Annotated in this window: 14 protein-coding genes; 6 read left to right on the top strand and 8 right to left on the bottom strand. The window is 68.1% G+C overall.

The genetic code is table 11. The features are described from left to right. Positions 1 to 24: 24 nt before the first annotated feature. The 8 genes from AC6LKG_RS01685 to AC6LKG_RS01720 are packed head-to-tail and all read right to left on the bottom strand — an operon-like array spanning position 25 to position 10686. Positions 25 to 1266, bottom strand: a complete 1242-nt coding sequence (locus tag AC6LKG_RS01685) for an SDR family NAD(P)-dependent oxidoreductase (RefSeq protein ID WP_498162241.1) — start codon at positions 1264 to 1266, stop codon at positions 25 to 27. Continuing rightward, complete coding sequence (locus tag AC6LKG_RS01690; RefSeq protein WP_498162243.1) at positions 1263 to 2438, bottom strand: thiolase family protein; 1176 nt, start codon at positions 2436 to 2438, stop codon at positions 1263 to 1265. Before AC6LKG_RS01690 ends, AC6LKG_RS01685 begins: the two co-directional genes overlap by 4 nt. Continuing rightward, positions 2435 to 4066 (bottom strand): AMP-binding protein, encoded by a 1632-nt coding sequence (locus AC6LKG_RS01695; RefSeq protein ID WP_498162245.1) that lies wholly within the window; start codon positions 4064 to 4066, stop codon positions 2435 to 2437. The genes AC6LKG_RS01690 and AC6LKG_RS01695 overlap by 4 nt, the downstream gene beginning before the upstream one ends. Before the next feature lie 9 nt (positions 4067 to 4075). Next, positions 4076 to 4567, bottom strand: coding sequence for an aromatic-ring-hydroxylating dioxygenase subunit beta (locus AC6LKG_RS01700; RefSeq protein ID WP_498162246.1), 492 nt, complete (start codon positions 4565 to 4567; stop codon positions 4076 to 4078). Next, entirely contained in the window at positions 4564 to 5877 is a 1314-nt protein-coding gene (locus AC6LKG_RS01705) for an aromatic ring-hydroxylating dioxygenase subunit alpha (protein ID WP_498162248.1), read from the bottom strand. Before AC6LKG_RS01705 ends, AC6LKG_RS01700 begins: the two co-directional genes overlap by 4 nt. A 27-nt stretch (positions 5878 to 5904) precedes the next feature. Continuing rightward, complete coding sequence (locus tag AC6LKG_RS01710; protein ID WP_498162250.1) at positions 5905 to 6882, bottom strand: PDR/VanB family oxidoreductase; 978 nt, start codon at positions 6880 to 6882, stop codon at positions 5905 to 5907. 22 nt (positions 6883 to 6904) lie between these two features. Next, complete coding sequence (locus tag AC6LKG_RS01715; RefSeq protein WP_498162252.1) at positions 6905 to 8449, bottom strand: indolepyruvate oxidoreductase subunit beta family protein; 1545 nt, start codon at positions 8447 to 8449, stop codon at positions 6905 to 6907. 11 nt (positions 8450 to 8460) lie between these two features. Beyond that, complete coding sequence (locus tag AC6LKG_RS01720) at positions 8461 to 10686, bottom strand: thiamine pyrophosphate-dependent enzyme (RefSeq protein WP_498162254.1); 2226 nt, start codon at positions 10684 to 10686, stop codon at positions 8461 to 8463. 371 nt (positions 10687 to 11057) lie between these two features. Between AC6LKG_RS01720 and AC6LKG_RS01725 the strand changes: the two genes are divergently transcribed. The 6 genes from AC6LKG_RS01725 (at position 11058) to AC6LKG_RS01750 (ending at position 17440) form a co-directional block, all read left to right on the top strand. Next, positions 11058 to 11549 (top strand): MarR family winged helix-turn-helix transcriptional regulator, encoded by a 492-nt coding sequence (locus AC6LKG_RS01725; RefSeq protein ID WP_498162256.1) that lies wholly within the window; start codon positions 11058 to 11060, stop codon positions 11547 to 11549. A gap of 227 nt (positions 11550 to 11776) precedes the next feature. After that, the gene (locus AC6LKG_RS01730; RefSeq protein WP_498162258.1) at positions 11777 to 13348 is read left to right on the top strand and encodes an ABC transporter substrate-binding protein; all 1572 of its coding nucleotides are present in this window, start codon (positions 11777 to 11779) and stop codon (positions 13346 to 13348) included. A 66-nt stretch (positions 13349 to 13414) separates the two neighbouring features. Next, the gene (locus AC6LKG_RS01735; RefSeq protein ID WP_498162260.1) at positions 13415 to 14404 is read left to right on the top strand and encodes an ABC transporter permease; all 990 of its coding nucleotides are present in this window, start codon (positions 13415 to 13417) and stop codon (positions 14402 to 14404) included. Then, complete coding sequence (locus AC6LKG_RS01740) at positions 14404 to 15318, top strand: ABC transporter permease (RefSeq protein WP_498162262.1); 915 nt, start codon at positions 14404 to 14406, stop codon at positions 15316 to 15318. Before AC6LKG_RS01735 ends, AC6LKG_RS01740 begins: the two co-directional genes overlap by 1 nt. Before the next feature lie 149 nt (positions 15319 to 15467). Further along, positions 15468 to 16448 (top strand): ABC transporter ATP-binding protein, encoded by a 981-nt coding sequence (locus tag AC6LKG_RS01745; protein ID WP_498162264.1) that lies wholly within the window; start codon positions 15468 to 15470, stop codon positions 16446 to 16448. Further along, positions 16445 to 17440, top strand: coding sequence for an ABC transporter ATP-binding protein (locus AC6LKG_RS01750; protein ID WP_498162266.1), 996 nt, complete (start codon positions 16445 to 16447; stop codon positions 17438 to 17440). Before AC6LKG_RS01745 ends, AC6LKG_RS01750 begins: the two co-directional genes overlap by 4 nt. Positions 17441 to 17888: the final 448 nt, after the last annotated feature.

Consider the following 17888-nt stretch of genomic DNA (forward strand, 5'->3'; position numbering starts at 1 on the left):
TCCTTTGGTTTTCGTGTCGGGGCGTCAGGCGCCCAGTTCCCGTTCCAGTCCCTTGGGGTTTTCCGCCAGCCGCGCGCGGAATTCCTGCGCGACGTCGCCGACGTACACGTCCTCGACGCCGTCCTTCAGCGCGCGCACGATGGCGCCCGCGATGGCCGCGGGGGCCACGCGCGGGGGCGGCGTGCGCTGCTCCCATTCGTGGTCGACCGGGCCGGGAAACACATTCACCACGCGCACGCCGGCCGGCCGCATTTCGGCGCGCAGGCATTGCGCCAGCGACAGCGCGGCGGCCTTGGAGGCCGACCACATGCCGCGCGCCGGCAGGTTGACGTGGGCGTAGATCGACAGCACGTTGACCCAGGCGGTGGCGTTGTTGACGCCGTCGGCGGCGCGGCCGCACAGCGCCGGGCCGAAGCCCTGCGCCAGTCGCATCAGGCCCAGCACGTTGACGTCCAGGGCGTCGCGCGCGGTGTTGACGTCCTTGCGGCCGAGCAGGCCGCCTTCGCGCTCCAGGTCGGCGGTGTTGACCAGGATCTCGACCTTGCCGCCAATCGACGCCGCGGCGCGCTCGATCGAGTCGCTGTCGGTCACGTCCAGCGCCAGCGCCTGCACCCGCGGATCGGTCGCCAGCGCGTCGAAGCCGGCGTCGCGGCGCCAGAGCTGCGGATCGCCCAGGAACACGGTCGGGCAGCCGGCGTCGAGCAGGGCGCGCGCCACCGCCTGGCCCACCGCCGACTTGCCGTCGGTGATCAGCGCCCGGCGGAATTTCGGATCGCACGAGGTCTCGCGCAGGGTCTTGTCGTCTTCCATATTGGGCGTGTTCCTTTCGGGCAGGGCGATCATCACGGCCTGGCCGCTGCGGTCCAGTTTCAGCGCCAGCCGCACGCGGGCGCCGTCGGCGCAGTCCTGGTGCACGTGCGCCACCACCGACGGGCCGGCGTCCATGCGCACCGTGCCCACGCGCCACGGCAGGCGTTCACGGAAATAGAGGTCGTTGCTGTGATGCAGCGTGGTGCTGACCAGCAGTTCCCCATGCGGGTCCACTGGCCGCCAGGGCAGGTGTTCCGACAGGCAATGGCCGCAGACTTCGCGTGGCGGGTACTGCACCGCGCCGCAATCGGCGCACGTCTGCAGCTCGAAGCGGCCTTCGGCGGCCGCGGCAGTCAGGCCCAGGGCGGCGCGGCTGCGGGCGCCCGGCGGCAGGGTGGGCTGGCGCGTGCGCGCCACGGGGTTCTTGCGCGGCGGCTTGGCTAGCGGCTCGGTCATGCGTCGCTCCTGGCCAGGATGGCCGCGGCGGTGCACAGGCCGCGGTCGTAGTTGATCATGCCGAAGCCGCTGACCAGACCCAGGCGCGCGTCGGCCACCTGCGTGCCGCCGGCCGTGCCGGTCAACTGGCGCAGCGCCTCGACCATGCCGAGGTAGCCGCCGGCGGCGCCCGCCTGGCCCACCGACAACTGGCCGCCGTTGGTGTTGAAGGGGAAGCTGCCGTCGATGGTGAAGGTGTTGGCGCGCACGAATTGTGGCGCCTCGCCCTTGGCGCAGAAGCCCAGGTCTTCCATCTGCATCAGGTTGATGACGGGGTAGTCGTCGTAGGCCTGCAGGAAGTCCATGTCGGCCGGCGCCGCGTCCGCCATGCCGTAGAGTTCGTCGATGTCCAGGGTCCAGCCGCCGCGGGTCTGGATCGGGTCCTCGATCCAGGCGTTGTGGCGCTCGATGGTGGACAGGATGCGGGCGTAGGGCAGATTGAGCGCCCGCGCCCGGTCTTCGCTCATCACCAGGAAGCCGTCGGCGCCCGCGCAGGGCATGACGCAGTCGAACAGGTGAATCGGGTCGGTGATGACACGCGCGTCCAGGTATTGCTTGAGCGTCAGCGGCTTCTTCATCAGCGCGTGCGGATAGCGCAGCGCGTTGTCGCGCTGCGCCACGCAGACCTTGCCGAAGTCCTCGCGGGTGGCGCCGGTGCTGCGCATGTAGTGCGCGGTCAGCAGCGCGAAGCTGGCGTTGGGGCCGCCCGCGCCATAGGGGTACACGGCATCCTGGGCGAAGCGCGAGAACTGGCTGACGGTGTTGCGGAACGAGTCGACCTGGTTGGTGTCGCCCGCGATGCAGGCAACGATGCCGGCGTCGCCCGCCTGCACCGCGCGCGCGGCGCGGCGCAGCGCGGCCACGCCGCTGGCCCCACCCATGGGGATGTGGTCGAGCCAGCGCGGGCTCATGCCCAGGTGCTGCGTCAGGCCCACGGCGGTGTCCGGCGCCAGCGTGAAGCTGGACACGCACAGGCCGTCGACGTCGGTCTTGGCGATGCCGGCCTGGCGGATCAGCGCGCCCAGCGCGCGGCCCAACCACCAATGCGCGGCATGGGTGGAGTAGCGTTCATACGGAATGCTGACGGGCAGGGCCGCCACCACGCCGTCGTAGCGGGCGCGCGGCGGGGTCATCGGGCCGGCTCCTGGCGCTTCTTCATCGCGGTGGTGTCGACGCAGCGGGCGGTGCCGGGCAGCGTCGGCGCCAGCGCCTTCATTTCGCCGCGCTGGATCTTGTTGGTGGTGGTGAGCGGCAGGCTGTCGACGAAGGCGACGTAGCCGGGCGCCTTGTAGTAGGCCAGTTGTTGCAGGCTCCATTGCACGATGTCGCGGGCCGCATCGTCGCGGGCGGCGTCGTCGGCGGGCGCGGTCTCGGCCACCACGCAGGCCAGCACCTCGTCACCGCGCACCGGATCGGGCACCGCGGCCACCGCCACAGCCTTGACCAGCGGATGCTGCAGCAGCACGCTTTCGACTTCCACGGCGGAGATGTTCTCGCCGCTGCGGCGGATCACGTTCTTCTTGCGGTCGACGAAACGCAGCGCGCCGTCGGCCTCGCGGCGCACGATGTCGCCGGTGTGGAACCAGCCGTCCTCCCAGGCCTGCGAAGTGGCCTCGGCGTCCTTCAGGTAGCCGGCGAAAAAGCCGTAGCGCGGATCGTCGCCGGCATGGCGCACCAGCAGCTCGCCTGGCTCGCCGGCGGCGGCCTCGCCGCCATGGTCGGCGACGATGCGCACCAGCACGTCGTCCTCTTCGCGGCCGAAGCAGCTGCTGCCGATATGGCGCGGTTCCTGGTTGGCGATGATGACGGCGCCGGCGCCGGTTTCGGTCATGGCCCAGGCTTCCAGCAGCGGAAAACCGAAGCGTTCCTCGAACGGCTGGTGCAACTTGCGGTCGACGCCCGCGCCGAAACCGAAGCGGATCGCCGGCTGCCTGTCGCGCGGCGAGGGTTCGGCCTTCATCAGGATCGCCGGCATCACGCCCAGGTAGTGCAGCACGGTGGCGCCCGAGTCGCGCACGCTGTCCCACCAGGTCTTGGGGTGAAAGCGGTCCAGCGGGATCAGGCAGCCCCCGGTCAGCACCATGGCCATGGCGGAATAGGCCATGGCGTTCATGTGCACCAGCGGCAGCGGCGTCAGCATGCGTTCCTCGCCCGGGCGCAGCGCGGCCAGGCCGCCGATGCGGGCGTACCAGCCGCCCGCGTGCAGGAAGTAGCGGTTCGGCAGGATGCAGCCCTTGGGGCGGCCGGTGGTGCCGGACGTGTACAGCAGCGCGCATTCGGTCAGTTCGTCGGGCGCGCCCGCCAGCGGCGCGGGGAAGGGCGCGGCGGGCGGGGCGTCGTCCGGACCCATCACGCGCAGCGGCCTGCCGGCGCGCTCGGCGGCGGCCAGCAGGTCGGCGTGGCGCTCGGGTAGGGCGACGGCCAGCGCGATCTCGGAATGGCCCGTCAGGTACTCCAGTTCGGCCGCGCGCAGGTCGGGGTTGATCGGCACCACCGACACGCCCAGCGCATTCAGCGCGAACCAGTGCAGGAAGAACGCCGGACGGTTTTCCAGCAGCAGGCCGGCGCGATGGCCGTGGCCGTAGCCGGCGCGGGCGTAGGCCGCCCGCAGCGTCTCGATGGCGGCGGCGGCCTGGGCGTAGGTCAGCTCGCCGGCGCCGATGCCGTAGATGGCGGCGGTTTCCGGCAGGATGCACAGGAAGGGCCGGGCGCCATGCCGGGTCGCGGTGTCCAGGAAAGCCTGGTGGACGGTGGTGCTCACAAGCCGCTCCTACATGAACAATTGGATGTTGCCGAAGGCGGCGTCGCAGTTCACCAGATCGACGCGCTTGAGGCGTATGCGCAGCGCGCCGTCCTGCTCGACCAGGTGATGGGTGGCCCAGCCCGCGTACAGCGTCTGCGCGTCCTGCCGTGTCTCGACGTAATGGAAGGCGGTACGCACCACGTGCCGTCCCTGGTCTGGCGCCGAGTCGGGGTGGTCGTGCTCGACCGTGGGCGCCTGCAGCAGGTGGTGGCAGCGGCTCTTGGGCTGTTGCGAGAAGGTGCGCTGGCCGGCCAGGCGCTCGACGCGCACGCGCAGCAGCAGCTTGTCTTCGTACATCAGCGAGGCGTGCAGGCGGGCGTCGGTCTGGTCGTGCGCCAGCGGCATCCAGTAATGGCCGTCCTCGGTGTACAGATCCAGCCAGTCCTCGAAGCGCAGCGCATCGAGCAGGCGCGCCTCGGCGTAGACGAAATCGATCAGGTCGCGGTCGCTCAAGCTCATGCCTGCTCCGTCATGTAGCGGCCCCATGCGCGGTACTGGTTGCGCATCTGCCATTCGTTGGTGCCGTTGGTGGTGACGTTCTTCTGGCCGATTTCGGCGGGGTCGTACAGGCGGCCGACATTGACCCAGTCGCGGGCGCGCGATTGCAGGCCGTCCTGGGCGCGCTCGTACATTTCCAGGTCGTCGTGGCCGACCACCGAGGTGGGCGCGTTGATCAGGCGGTTGTACATGAGGGTGCGTTCCAGCAGCAGGTCGGGCGCGCCGACCAGGCGGAAGGTCCACGACTCCACCAGGGTGCGGTCGGCGGCGATCGGTTTGAACACGCGCAGGGTCTGGATCGGGCCCTTGACCATGATGTTGGGGAAATACACGGTGTTGTGGCGCACGTCGCCCAGGATCTGGCGGGCGCGTTCCTCGCCGTAGGCGGCGACCATGGACTCCCAGTAGCCTGGAATGCCGGAATACGCGGCGTGGATCGAATCGGACACGCCGGTATGGCCGTGGCCGTTTTCCCAGACGCGGATGCCCATGTTCTCGAAGAACTCGTAGGGCGAGATGAAAGGCGCGAACAGTTCCACCGCCATCGGCTTGGGGGTGCCGGCCGGGGCCTGTTCCCAGACCTTGACCGCGGTGCCGGCCGACGACTCGTGCGCTACCATCGGATGGCAAGTGTCGGTCTGGTTGTCGACCAGCATCTTCCAGTTGCAGCGGTGCATGTAGCGCAGCACGCCGCCGGCCACTTCCAGCCGGCCCTCGGGCGAGCGGTCGACCATGTTGTCCAGCGTCGACAGCGCGTCGCCGAAGAATTCCTCGAACGACTGGCCGTTCGGGTTCAGGCGGCAGAACACGAAGCCGCGATGGTTGCGCACGTCTTTCACCGCCGCCATGCCCTGGCTGGCCTCGCACTGTTCCAGGCCGGTGTTCTCGTAGCCCTTCTTCAGCGGTATCGACAGCAGGCTGCCGTCGGTCTTGAAGGTCCAGGCGTGATAGGGGCAGCGGAAGAACTTGCCGGTGTTGCCGCAGGCGTCGCCCGCCACCATGGTGCCCTTGTGCGGGCAGCGGTTGTGCAGCACACGCACCGAGCGGTCGCTGTGGCGCACCATCACCACCGGCTGGTTGCCGACGGTGGTGGTGATGTAGTCGCCGGGGTTGGGCACCTGGCTGTCGTGGCCGACGTAGACCCAGGTGTTGGCGTACAGCCGTTCCATCTCCAGGTCGAACAGTTCGTCGTCGATGAACAGGTCCTTGTGCACCTCGGTCTCGCGCAGCAGGGCGCGGATGGCATCGGGGTTGTCGCGGTATTTGGCCATGGTGGTCTCCTCTTGTCGCGCCCGGCCCTACAGGTCCAGCACCAGGCGCGCCGACTTGGCGCGCGAAATGCAGATCTGGATGATCTTGCCGCTGGCCTTCTCGGTATCCGACAGGTAGTAGTCGCGGTGGTCCGGCTCGCCTTCCAGCACGGTGGCCTGGCACACGCCGCATTCGCCGCGCTTGCAGTCGTACATCGGGTCGCAGCCTTCCTCTTCCATCACGTCGACGATGGTCTTGTCGGCGGGAATAGTCAGCACCCGGCCGGACTGGCGCAGCTCGACCTCGAAGGGCTGGTCGCCGGCCTGCGGCGCGGCGGTCGCGAACAGCTCGAAATGGATGTGGGCGTCGGGCCAGTGGCGCGCGCGTGCTTCCTGGATGACGGCGTCGATCAGGCCCTTGGGGCCGCAGACGTACAGGTGCTGGCGCGGGTTGGCGGCGTCCAGCAGCGCCTTCAGGTCGAAGCGACAGGAAGCGTCGTCGTCGGCGTGGGGCACCAGCGCGTCGCCGGCCAGCGCCTGCAGTTCCGGCAGGAACGCCAGTTGGTCGCGGCTGCGGCCGCTGTAGTGCAGTTCGAAGGCGCGCCCGGCGGACTTGAGCGCGGCGGCCATCGACGCCACTGGCGTGATGCCGATGCCACCGGCGATCAGCACCACCGGCTCGTCGCCGGCCGGGCCCTCGTGCAGCGGGAAATCGTTCTTGGGGCCTTCGACGCTGATCGTGTCGCCCACCGCCAGACCGTGCATGTGGCGCGAGCCGCCCTGGCTGGCTTCTTCCAGCCGCACGCCCAGGCGGTATTCGACGGGTTCGGCGAAGCGGCCGGCCTCGGGCGCGAGTTGCACCAGCGAGTAGCAGCGCGGTTCGCGCAGGCCCGGCACGCTGACCTTCAGGTGGGCGCCGGGGCCGAAGGCGGGCAGGGCGCCGCCGTCTTCGCGCGCCAGGCGCAACGAGCGGATCAGCGGCGATTCCTGGCGGACTTCACGGACGATGAGTTTCAGGGTTTGCACGGCGTTCGTCTCTATCTCGATGTCAGGCGGCCAGTTTCTCGGCCAATTGGCGTTCCATGGGGCCGCATTTCTCGTCGGCCAGCGCGGCCTGGCGCAGGGCGCGCAGCGAGGCGGCCGCATCGGGCCGGCCCGCCAATTGGGCGGCGGCCGCGATCAATTGACGGTACTTGCCGCCGCCGCGCACGTGGGTGTCGCTGTAGCCCTTGACCAGGCGGCGGCAGTTGACGGTCTCGACCGCCAGGTCGTAGTCGCGCGGCGCCAGGCTGGCGATCAGGTCGAGCCATTGCTTCAGGCCCTCTGATTCGATCTGATGGCGCAGCGTGCGGCGGCGAAATCGGCGCATGCCGGCCAGCGTGTACAGCATGAGGAAGCCGCCCAACGTGCCGCTCTGCATGCGGCGGCCCTTGCCCAGGCGGCGTTCGACGAAGCCGCCGAACGCCTTCGATTGTTCGAGCCAGCGGCCCAGGCCGGCCGGCAGCGTGCCGCAGATTTCCTCCAACCGAGGATGCATGAATTCGGTGGTGTAGACCAGTTGGCCGGGCTTGGCGCCGACTTCGGCGCGCACCCGCTCGAAGCGCGTGCCGCGCGTCTTCAGATCGGCCACGCGGATCACGTCGTCGTAGGCCATGGCGGTGGCCAGGTAGCGCGCGGCGGCACAGGTCAGCGCCCATTGCTTCGATTCGCCGCCGTGGCGCGCGTCCAGTTCGCGGATCGCCGTCATGCGGGCCAGGTAATCCTCGGCGTACGCCAGGTCCTGGAACTCGATCTGGCGGCGCACGCCGGCCGTGAGCATCGGCTGCGCACAGACCGGGAAATCGCGGGTGATGCGATCCAGCAAGGCCTGCGCCTTCGGGCTGGCGGCGCGCTCGGGCACGACCGGCACCGGGCGCGCCAGATCGATCGCGGCCGGTTGCGCGGGCGCCTGGGCGGCGGCCTCGAAGCCCAGCGCGAAGGCGCGCAGGCTGGCGTCCACGCCGACGCCGGCGCGGCGCACGGTGGCCTCGAAGTCATCGCGCGAGAACGGCAGCGCGCCGCTGCCGGCCACGGCGCCGAACAGGCTGGCGCTGATGACGCTGCCGGCGCGGTCGGCCAGGTCCTGCAGGTCGAAGCAGAGGAAGCGGCGCGCCGCGGCGCGGCCGGCTTCCAACACCTTGTTGGGATCGGCGATGCCGTTGCCGGGCGCCGACTTCTCGCTGACCGCGTAGCTGCGGTGCGACGAGGCGATCAGCACGCTGCGGTCGGGCGTGACCAGCCCGCGCTGGATGGCGCGGCCGCCTTCCATCAGTTCGGCCGCCACCACCAGGTCGACGTCGCCCGGCGTGGGCATCAACGCCAGCGCGGGCGGACGGCCGGCGCTGGCCACGTCGGACTCGGGCAGCAGTTCCAGGTAATAGATGGTGGCGCCGGTGCGTTGCGCCACGCCCGGCACCGAGGTGGTCTGGGCCCACCAGCCGGCGTGCTCGGCCATGTCGACGATCCAGTCGGCCAGCACGCCGCCGCCCTGGCCGCCCATGGCCAGGATGGCGATCTTGATGGGAGTGCCTTGCTGCAATGCCACCGGGTTCATGGGGCGGGTCCTCACAGGGCGAATTTGGCCAGGCGCGCTTCGCGGCGGCGCTGCAGGTAGCCGATCACGCCCTGGCGCACACGCGCCAGGAAACGGTCGCGGCCGCTGGGGTTGTGGACGATGTCGGCGCGGTAGAAGGACGGGCACAGCACGGCGGCGTGCGCCACCTCGCCGCAGTTGCCGCAGCCGACGCAACTGCTCTCGACGTGGGCGACCGGATCTTCCTTGAGGGGATCGCCGCTGTCCTTGACCGTCAGCGACGGGCAGCCGGACAGCCGGATACAGGCGTGGTCGCCGGTGCAGACGTCGGGGTCGACGCCGAAGCGTTCCTTGACCACGCGCTTGCCCGCCTTGACCGCCTGGTTGAACAGCGGCTTGATGCGGCGCTGCTTGTTCAGCATGCATTCCGACTGGGCGATGATGACCTTGGGGCCCTTGACGTCTGTGGTCAGCGCTTCCTCGATGGTGGCGCGCACCTTGGCGACGTCATAGGTGCGGTCCAGCGTGCGCACCCACTTCACGCCCACGCCGCGCACGGCCTGGTCGATGGGATTGTTGGTGGAGCGGTCAGGATTCTCGGCGCGCGAGGACAGGATGTCCTGCCCGCCGGTGGCCGAGGCATAGAAGTTGTCGACGATGACGATGACGCCGTCGTACTTGTTGAACACCGCGTTGCCGATGCCCGAGGCCAGGCCGTTGTGCCAGAAGCCGCCGTCGCCCATGATCGAGATGGGCCGCTTGGCCGCCGGCACGTTGAAGGCCGCGGCGCTGGACGCGCCCAGGCCGTAGCCCATGGTGGTCGCGCCCAGGTTGAACGGCGGCAGAATCGAGAACAGGTGGCAGCCGATGTCGCAGGAGATATGGTGCTGGCCCAGCTTTTCCTGCGCCAGCGTCAGGGCCGAGAAGATCGGCCGCTCCGGACAGCCGGTACAGAAGCCGGCCGGGCGCGGCGGCACCACGGTGGCGAGTTCCGCGACGTGTTTGTGGAAGGTGATGGGCTGTTCGGCCGGACGCGGCGCGGGCTTGGGCCGCGTGATCTCGGTGACGTGCAGCGTGGTTTCGGCCGCGCCGGCGTCGGCGGCCATGGCCGGATGGGTCTGCAGCGATTCGGGGCGTTCGCGCTTGAGGAAGGCGCGCAGGCCGTCGCGCATCACCTGGGTGGTGTATTCGCCCGCCATCGGCAGCACGTCCTTGCCGGACAGCTTCGTGTTGATGCCGGCCTTGCGCAGCACCGCGTGCAGGGCCTGTTCCAGATAGTCGGGTTGGCCTTCCTCCAGCAGCAGCACGGCGCGCTTGCCGCGGCAGAAGTCGATGACCTCGTCCTCGATCACGGGGTAGGCCACGTTCATCACATACAGCGGGATGCGGCTGTTGCCGAAGTTGTCCGCCAGGCCCAGCAGTTGCAGGGCGCGGATCACGCCGTTGTACAGGCCGCCCTGCAGGATCAGGCCGATGTCGTCCTGGTCGCCGTCGAAGTGCTCGTTGAGCTTGTGTTCCTTGATATAGCGGATGGCGGCGGGCCAGCGTTCCTTGATCTTTTCCTGCTCGTGCAGGAACGACGCGGGCGGCAGCACGATGCGGCTGGTGTCGCGCGCCGGGCTTTCCAGCGCCTGGGCCAGCGAGAACGCCGGCCGCTGGTTGTCCTTGGCGATGAAGCGGCCATGCACGTGGCAGCCGCGGATGCGCAGTTGCAGCATCACTGGCGTCTTGCTGGCCTCCGACAGCGCGAAGCCATCTTCCACCGCCTTGACCATGCTTTCCAGGTTGGGGCGTGGATCGAGCAGCCAGATCTGCGATTTCATGGCGAACGCGTGCGAGCGTTCCTGCATGATGGACGAGCCTTCGCCGTAGTCCTCGCCCACGATGACCAGCGCGCCGCCGGTGACGCCGCCCGAGGCCAGGTTGGCCAGCGCGTCGGAGGCGACGTTGGTGCCGACGGTGGATTTCCAGGTGACCGCGCCGCGGATCGGGTACATGACCGAAGCGGCCAGGGTGGCGGCGGCGGTGGCCTCGGAGGCGCTGGCCTCGAAGTGCACGCCCAGTTCCTGCAGGATGTCGTTGGCGTCGGCCAGCACGTCCATCAGGTGCGAGATGGGCGAGCCCTGGTAGCCCGCGACATAGCCCACGCCGGATTGCAGCAGCGCCTTGGTGACCGCGAGAATGCCCTCGCCGCGGAACTCTTCGCCCGCGCCAATGCGCAACTGCTGGACTTCTTTCTTGAAAGACCTTTCAGCCATCTCGAACTCCTCCACGCGGACCGGCATCCGGGTCCCGCAGCCATGCTGCTTCGCAGCAACGCCATGTCACGAAATCTCGCCCTGAAAAATACTTTAGGAGTCAACGTTTTAGCTGTCAACAAAAAAGATGAAATTTCATGGAATCAAAAAAATATCACGCTAAAACAAGGGTGTATATACTGGTTGTTCTCTATCCAAAGCGCCTCGAAAAGGCGCTTTGATGGTGCAAAAACGGGTTGCGATTCGGGGTATACCCTGTGCTGCGCAACAGCATTGCGCCGCGTCATGGCGCAGGCTCGCGCCAACGTGGTGCAATGCGCCTGCCGGCCTCGGGTCGCCTATTCAATATTGATGCGTGGGAGCGGAACAACATGCGGTCGGACAAGCAGGGCGATACCCAGGCCAGCGGCGCGCGCTTCGTCGACGATTACCTGGCCTACCTGCTGGCGCAGGCCAGCCAGCGCATCTCGGCGGAATTCCACCAGCAGGTCAAGGCCGCCGGCTTGTCGGTGACCGAATGGCGGGTGCTGGCCAGCCTGGAAGGCAGCCAGGGCGAGACCATCGGCGATCTGGCGGTGTTGGCGATCACCAAGCAGCCAACCTTGAGCAAGGTGGTGCAGCGCATGGAAACCGAAGGGCTTGTGACGCGCACCGAAGTGCGCGCCGACCGCCGCCAGACGCGGGTGGTCATCACCACCAAGGGCCGGCACCTGATCGGCGCGCTGTGCGGACAGGCCATGCAGCACCAGAAGGCGGTGCTGGCGCCGTTCGGCGAGGATCAGGCGGCGCTGCTGATCGACATGCTGCGGCGCCTGATGGCCGAGCACGTGCCGCTCGACCTGCCGCTGGACGCCGACGAGTAGGCCGGCGCGGGCGGGCGGGCCGCCCACGGCGCGTCGGGACGTGACGGGGCCGATCGAACGCCGTTCACATCCAGGGACAGCGATTTTTTTTGGCATATCCATATACGTCCCCAAATAGGTTTTCCCTGTGAAAACCTGTTCCGCTACGCATAAACCCTTAATTGACGCGGGTCTTGGCGCTAGGCAATATCGCGCCGGTATTCAGACTACTGTCAGGAGTTGAATCTATGCGCCGCACTTTGATTGCTATCGCGATCGCCGCCGCCGCGGCCGCGCCCTCGATCGGGCAGGCCAAGACCTTCCGTTGGGCCGCCCAGGGCGACATCCTCACCTTCGACCCGCATTCCCAGAACGAAGGCATGACGATTGCCGCCAACAGCTACGTCTATGAACCGCTGGTGGACTACGACAAGGACTTCAAGGTGGTGCCGCGCCTGGCGACAGAGTGGGAGCAGGTTTCGCCCACGCTGTACCGCTTCAAGCTGCGCCCCGGCGTCAAGTTCCACGACGGCGCCGCCTTCACGGCCGACGACGTGGTGTTCTCGGTGCACCGCGCCATGGCGCCCACCTCGAACTACAAGGCCTACACCACCGGCATCAAGGAAGCGCGCAAGATCGACGACCTGACGGTCGAGATCGAGACCTCGGCGCCCAACCCGGTGCTGCTGCGCCAGTTGCCCAACGTGTTCATCATGAACAAGGCCTGGTCGGAGAAGAACAACATCGCCAAGCCGCAGGACTTCGTCAACAAAGAGGACACCTTCGGCGCGCGCAACACCAATGGCACCGGCCCCTACAAGCTGAAGTCGCGCGAAGTCGACGTGCGCACCGTGTTCGAAGAGAACAAGGACTGGTGGAACAAGGCCGGCAAGGTCGGCAACGTGACCGAAGTGGTGTTCACGCCGATCAAGCAGAACGCCACCCGCACCGCCGCGCTGCTGTCGGGCGAGATCGACTTCGTGCTCGATCCGGCCGCCCAGGACCTGGAGCGCCTGCGCCAGTCGGCCAAGGTGGTCGAGGGCAACGAATACCGCACCATCTATCTGGGCCTGGACCAGAAGCGCCCCGAACTGCAGTACTCCAACATCAAGGGCAAGAACCCGTTCCAGGACATCCGCGTGCGCGAGGCGCTGTATCGCGCCATCGACGTCGACGCGATCAAGCGCGCCGTGATGCGCGGCCTGTCGGCGCCCACCGGCACCATGATCGCGCCGCAGGTCCATGGCTGGGCCGAGTCGCTGCACAAGCGCGTGCCCTACGACCCCGAAAAGGCGCGCGCCCTGCTCAAGGAAGCCGGCTACGACGGCACCCTGAACTTCACGCTCGACTGCCCCAACAACCGCTACATCAACGACGAGGCCATCTGCCAGGCCGTGGTCGGCATGTGGGCCAAGGTGGGCGTGAAGGCGAGCATGAACGCCATGCCGCGCTCGACGTACTTCCCCAAGGTGCAGAGTTCCGACACCAGCGCCTATCTGTTCGGCTGGGGCGTGCCCACGTTCGATGCCATGTATACGCTGCAGAACCTGATCCGCACCAAGGGTGAGGGTGCCGACGGCATGTACAACCTGGGCAATTACAGCAACAAGGAGCTGGACGCGATCATCGACCGCATCAAGACGGAAACCGACGCGGCCAAGCGCGACGCCGACATCCGCAAGGTGCTGGAAGTGCACGCCCAGGAATTCGGCCACATCCCGCTGCACGACCAGGTCATTCCCTGGGCCATGCGCAAGAACGTGTCGGTGATCCACCGCGCGGACAACCGCCTCGTTGCCGACTGGGTCAAGGTCGACTGACCCCGCCTGTCCGGCTAACCAGACTGCGAAGCCCCGTGGGGCTTCGCGGTTTTGCCTTTCCCGCCTATGTTTGCTTTCATACTGCGCCGCCTGTTGCAGGCCGTAGCGGTGATGCTCACCGTCGCGCTGCTGGCCTTCGTGCTTTTCCAATACGTCGGCGACCCTGTCACCATCATGCTGGGCCAGGACGCCACCGATGCCGAGCGCATCGAACTGCGTGAGCGCCTGGGGCTGAACGAGCCCGCCATCGTCCAGTTCGGCCATTTCGTGACCAACGCCGCCCAAGGCAATTTCGGCATTTCCCTGCGCCAGAGCGAACCGGTCTCGAGCCTGCTCAAGTCGCGCCTGCCGGCCACGCTGGAGCTGTCCCTGGTGGCGGCCCTGCTGGCGCTGGTGGTGGGCGTGCCGCTGGGCGTGTACACCGCGCTCAAGCGCAACAGCCTGCTGTCGCAACTGCTGCTGGCCGGCTCGCTGCTGGGCGTGTCGCTGCCGACCTTCCTGATCGGCATCCTGCTGATCCTGGTGTTCTCGGTGCAGTTGGGCTGGCTGCCCAGCTACGGCCGCGGCGACACCGTGGCGCTGGGCTGGTGGACCTCGGGCCTGTTCACCGCCAATGGCTGGAAGCACCTGATCCTGCCGTCGATCACGCTGTCGCTCTTTCAGATGACACTGGTGCTGCGGCTGGTGCGCTCCGAAATGCTGGAGGTGCTGCGTTCGGACTACATCAAGTTCGCGCGCGCCCGCGGCCTGAAGCGCCGCGCCATCCATTTCGGCCACGCGCTCAAGAACACCATGGTGCCCGTCATCACCATCACCGGCCTGCAGCTGGGGGGCATCATCGCCTTTGCCATCGTGACCGAGACCGTGTTCCAGTGGCCCGGCATGGGGTTGCTGTTCATCCAGGCGGTGCAATTCGCCGACGTGCCGGTGATGGCCGCGTACCTGTGCCTGATCGCGCTGGTGTTCGTGGTGATCAACCTGATCGTCGATCTTCTGTATTTTGTCGTGGACCCGCGCCTGCGTTCCGGGCTGACCCGCGGCGGAGGTGGCCACTGATGCGTGCCGTTCTGAAGCGCTGGTGGGACAGCGACATTGCCTGGGCCTGGCGCCGGGCGCCCGTGGCCATCGCCGCCACCGTCATGCTGGCGCTGTTGCTGATCGGCTCGTTCGGCGCCGGCTGGGTGGCGCCGCACAATCCGTTCGACCTGACCAAGGTCGAATTGCTGGACGCGCTGCTGCCGCCAGCCTGGGAAGCGAATGGCCAGGCCACCTATCTGCTGGGCACCGACAGCCAGGGCCGCGACCTGTATTCGGCGATCCTGTACGGCACCCGCGTGTCGCTGCTGATCGGCCTGGCCTCGGTACTGCTGTCGATGCTGATCGGCATCGTGCTGGGGCTGATCTCGGGCTACGCGGGCGGGCGCATCGATGCGTTCATCATGCGCATCGCCGACGTGCAACTGTCGTTCCCGGCGATCCTGATCGCGCTGCTGATCGATGGCGTGGCGCGCGCCGCGGTGCCGCGCGAGCTGCACGAGATCATCGCGTTCCCGGTGCTGATCGGCGCCATCGCGCTAGCCGGCTGGCCGCAGTACGCGCGCACGGTGCGCGGTTCGACCCTGGTGGAGAAGAACCGCGAATACGTGCAGGCGGCGCGCGTGATCGGCGTGGCCTCGCCCGTCATCATGTTCCGCCACGTGCTGCCCAACGTGCTGGGGCCGGTGCTGGTGCTGGCCACCGTGCACCTGGCGACTGCCATCATCACCGAGGCGACGCTGTCGTTCCTGGGGGTGGGGGTGCCGCCGACGGCGCCGTCGCTGGGCACGCTGATCCGCATCGGCAACGATTTCCTGTTTTCCGGCGAATGGTGGATCACCATCTTCCCGGGCGCGGCGCTGGTGCTGCTGGTGCTGTCGGTCAACCTGCTGGGCGACTGGCTGCGCGACGCACTCAACCCGCGTTTAGGGTGATGGCCCACCCCCGAAGCGCTGCGCGCTTCCCCCTCAAGGGGGCATGCTGGCGGACCGGCGAAGCCGGCTCCGCGGCATCCCGATGGCCCCGTCGGCATTTCATCGGCCTCGGGGGCGCTGTACGTGGAACACGAATTTGAGAAATACCTATGAGCGCATTACTTGAAGTCCGCAACCTGCGCGTGGAGTTCCCCACACGTCGCGGCACGCTGCTGGCCCTGGACGACGTGTCCTTCTCGATCCAGGCGGGCGAAGTCCTGGGCGTGGTGGGGGAATCGGGCGCCGGCAAGTCGCTGACCGGCGCGTCGATCATCGGCCTGCTGGAACCGCCCGGCCGCATCGCGGCCGGCGAGATCCTGCTGGCGGGCCGGCGCATCGACAATCTGCCCGACGAGCAGATGCGCCGCGTGCGCGGGCGCGAGATCGGGGCGGTGTTCCAGGACCCGCTGACCTCCCTGAACCCGCTGTACACGGTGGGCCGGCAACTGGCCGAGACCATCGTGACGCACCTGGACATGAGCTGGTCGCAGGCGCGCAACCGCGCGGTCGAGCTGCTGGCGGCCACCGGCATCCCGGCGGCGCGCGAGCGCATCGACCACTATCCGCACCAGTTTTCGGGCGGCATGCGGCAGCGAGTTGTGATCGCGCTGGCGCTGGCGGCCGAGCCCAAGCTGGTGGTGGCGGACGAGCCGACCACGGCGCTGGACGTGTCGATCCAGGCGCAGATCATCGAGCTGCTCAAGCGCCTGTGCCGCGAACAGGGCACGGCGGTGATGCTGATCACGCACGACATGGGCGTGATCGCGGAAACGGCGGACCGGGTGGCGGTGATGTACGCGGGGCGGGTGGCCGAGATCGGGCCCGTGCGCGACGTCATCCACCAGCCGCGCCATCCGTACACGATGGGGCTGATGGGATCGATCCCGTCGCTGCAGGGACATTCCGAGCGGCTGGTGCAGATCGACGGCAGCATGCCGCGGCTGAACGCGATTCCGCCGGGCTGTGCCTTTAATCCGCGTTGCGGGCGGCGCCTGCCGCGCTGTGGCCAGGACCGGCCCGAGCTGATGCCGGCGGGCACGTCCCGCGCGGCCTGTTGGTTGCATGAAAACGAAGTCGAGGTGGCAACATGAGCACGCCGTTGGTGGAAGTGAAAGACGCGGCGCGCTGGTTCGATGTGTCGCCGCCCTGGCTGGAACGCAAGCTGGCGGGCAAGCCGCGGGTGATGCTGCGCGCGGTGGATGGCGTGTCGTTCGAGATCAAGCGCGGCGAGACGCTGGCGCTGGTGGGCGAGTCGGGCTGCGGCAAGTCGACGGTGGCGCGCATGCTGGTGGGGTTGTATGGGCTGACGCGTGGCGATATCCGCTTCGACGGCCAGCCGCTGTCGCGCATGTCGGAACCGGGCGGGCGCGAGCTGCGCAAGCGGCTGCAGATGATTTTCCAGGATCCGTACGCGAGCCTGAATCCGCGCTGGCGGGTTGGCCGCATCATTGCCGAGCCGATGCTGACGCACACGAAGATGACGCCGGCCGAGCGCACGGCGCGGGTCGGCGAACTCCTTCGACAGGTGGGGCTGGATCCGGCCGACCAGGGCCGCTATCCGCACCAGTTCTCGGGCGGGCAACGCCAGCGGATTTCGATCGCGCGGGCGCTGGCGGTGAATCCGGAGTTCCTGGTGTGCGACGAGCCGACCTCGGCACTGGATGTGTCGGTGCAGGCGCAGGTGCTGAACCTGATGAAGGATCTGCAGCGCGAGCTGGGGCTGACTTATCTGTTCATCTCGCACAACCTGGCGGTGGTGCATCACGTGGCCGATCGGGTCGGGGTGATGTACCTGGGGCGGATGGTAGAGGTGGCGCCGCGCGATGAGCTGTTCGCGCGGCCGCGGCATCCGTATACGCGGATGCTGCTGGCGGCGATTCCGGATATCGACGGGGCCGGCAAGCCGCGCACGGCGGTGGCGGGGGAAGTGCCGAATCCGCTGAATCCGCCGTCGGGGTGCACGTTTCATCCTCGGTGTCCGCATGCGAATGAGCGGTGCAGGGGGGAGGCGCCGGTGGCTCGGATGGCGGGAGTGGCGGTGGTGGCTTGCCATGCGGTGGAGGAGGGGCGGAGTGCGGGGTGATTCCAGTGTGGGCAGTTTGTTGAGTTCTTGAGGCGTCTGTCGCAGCGGTCGGCGGCGGGCGCGGGGCTACGATTGCGGTCCGGATCGTTCGCTCCGGACTGCCCCTTCCTCATCCTCGTTGCCGCCTGCGGCGGCTGCCTTCGGATTCCGTCGGGCGCATCTACACGCCCCGCGCCCGCCGCCGACCGCCGCGACAGACTTGCGTCAGCGGCTCATGACGGGTGCTGGGGCGACAGGTGTGCTTGGCGTTTTTGCAGCCACTGTCGTGGGGGAGGGGGTCTTGCGGGGCTGCTGCAACGGGGCCGCGCGGGCGGCCCGTTGCAGCGTCTGGGTGGTTGGGCGTCGAGGCGGTGCTGGTTTGCCCGCTTGCCGGTTTTTTGGCGGGGCGGTGTCGCGGGGGCGTGATTTTGGCAAAGGGCTTCTTTCTGGAAGCCCTTTTGCTTGTTGG

It is taken from the genome of Achromobacter sp. 46006, assembly GCF_059761975.1.

Bases quoted from the DNA above. Each gene is read 5' to 3' on its own strand.
- AC6LKG_RS01685 (WP_498162241.1), bottom strand. From the start codon at position 1,266: ATGACCGAGCCGCTAGCCAAGCCGCCGCGCAAGAACCCCGTGGCGCGC.
- AC6LKG_RS01690 (WP_498162243.1), bottom strand. From the start codon at position 2,438: ATGACCCCGCCGCGCGCCCGCTACGACGGCGTGGTGGCGGCCCTGCCC.
- AC6LKG_RS01700 (WP_498162246.1), bottom strand. From the start codon at position 4,567: ATGAGCTTGAGCGACCGCGACCTGATCGATTTCGTCTACGCCGAGGCG.
- AC6LKG_RS01705 (WP_498162248.1), bottom strand. From the start codon at position 5,877: ATGGCCAAATACCGCGACAACCCCGATGCCATCCGCGCCCTGCTGCGC.
- AC6LKG_RS01715 (WP_498162252.1), bottom strand. From the start codon at position 8,449: ATGAACCCGGTGGCATTGCAGCAAGGCACTCCCATCAAGATCGCCATC.
- AC6LKG_RS01720 (WP_498162254.1), bottom strand. From the start codon at position 10,686: ATGGCTGAAAGGTCTTTCAAGAAAGAAGTCCAGCAGTTGCGCATTGGC.
- AC6LKG_RS01725 (WP_498162256.1), top strand. From the start codon at position 11,058: ATGCGGTCGGACAAGCAGGGCGATACCCAGGCCAGCGGCGCGCGCTTC.
- AC6LKG_RS01730 (WP_498162258.1), top strand. From the start codon at position 11,777: ATGCGCCGCACTTTGATTGCTATCGCGATCGCCGCCGCCGCGGCCGCG.
- AC6LKG_RS01735 (WP_498162260.1), top strand. From the start codon at position 13,415: ATGTTTGCTTTCATACTGCGCCGCCTGTTGCAGGCCGTAGCGGTGATG.
- AC6LKG_RS01740 (WP_498162262.1), top strand. From the start codon at position 14,404: ATGCGTGCCGTTCTGAAGCGCTGGTGGGACAGCGACATTGCCTGGGCC.
- AC6LKG_RS01745 (WP_498162264.1), top strand. From the start codon at position 15,468: ATGAGCGCATTACTTGAAGTCCGCAACCTGCGCGTGGAGTTCCCCACA.
- AC6LKG_RS01750 (WP_498162266.1), top strand. From the start codon at position 16,445: ATGAGCACGCCGTTGGTGGAAGTGAAAGACGCGGCGCGCTGGTTCGAT.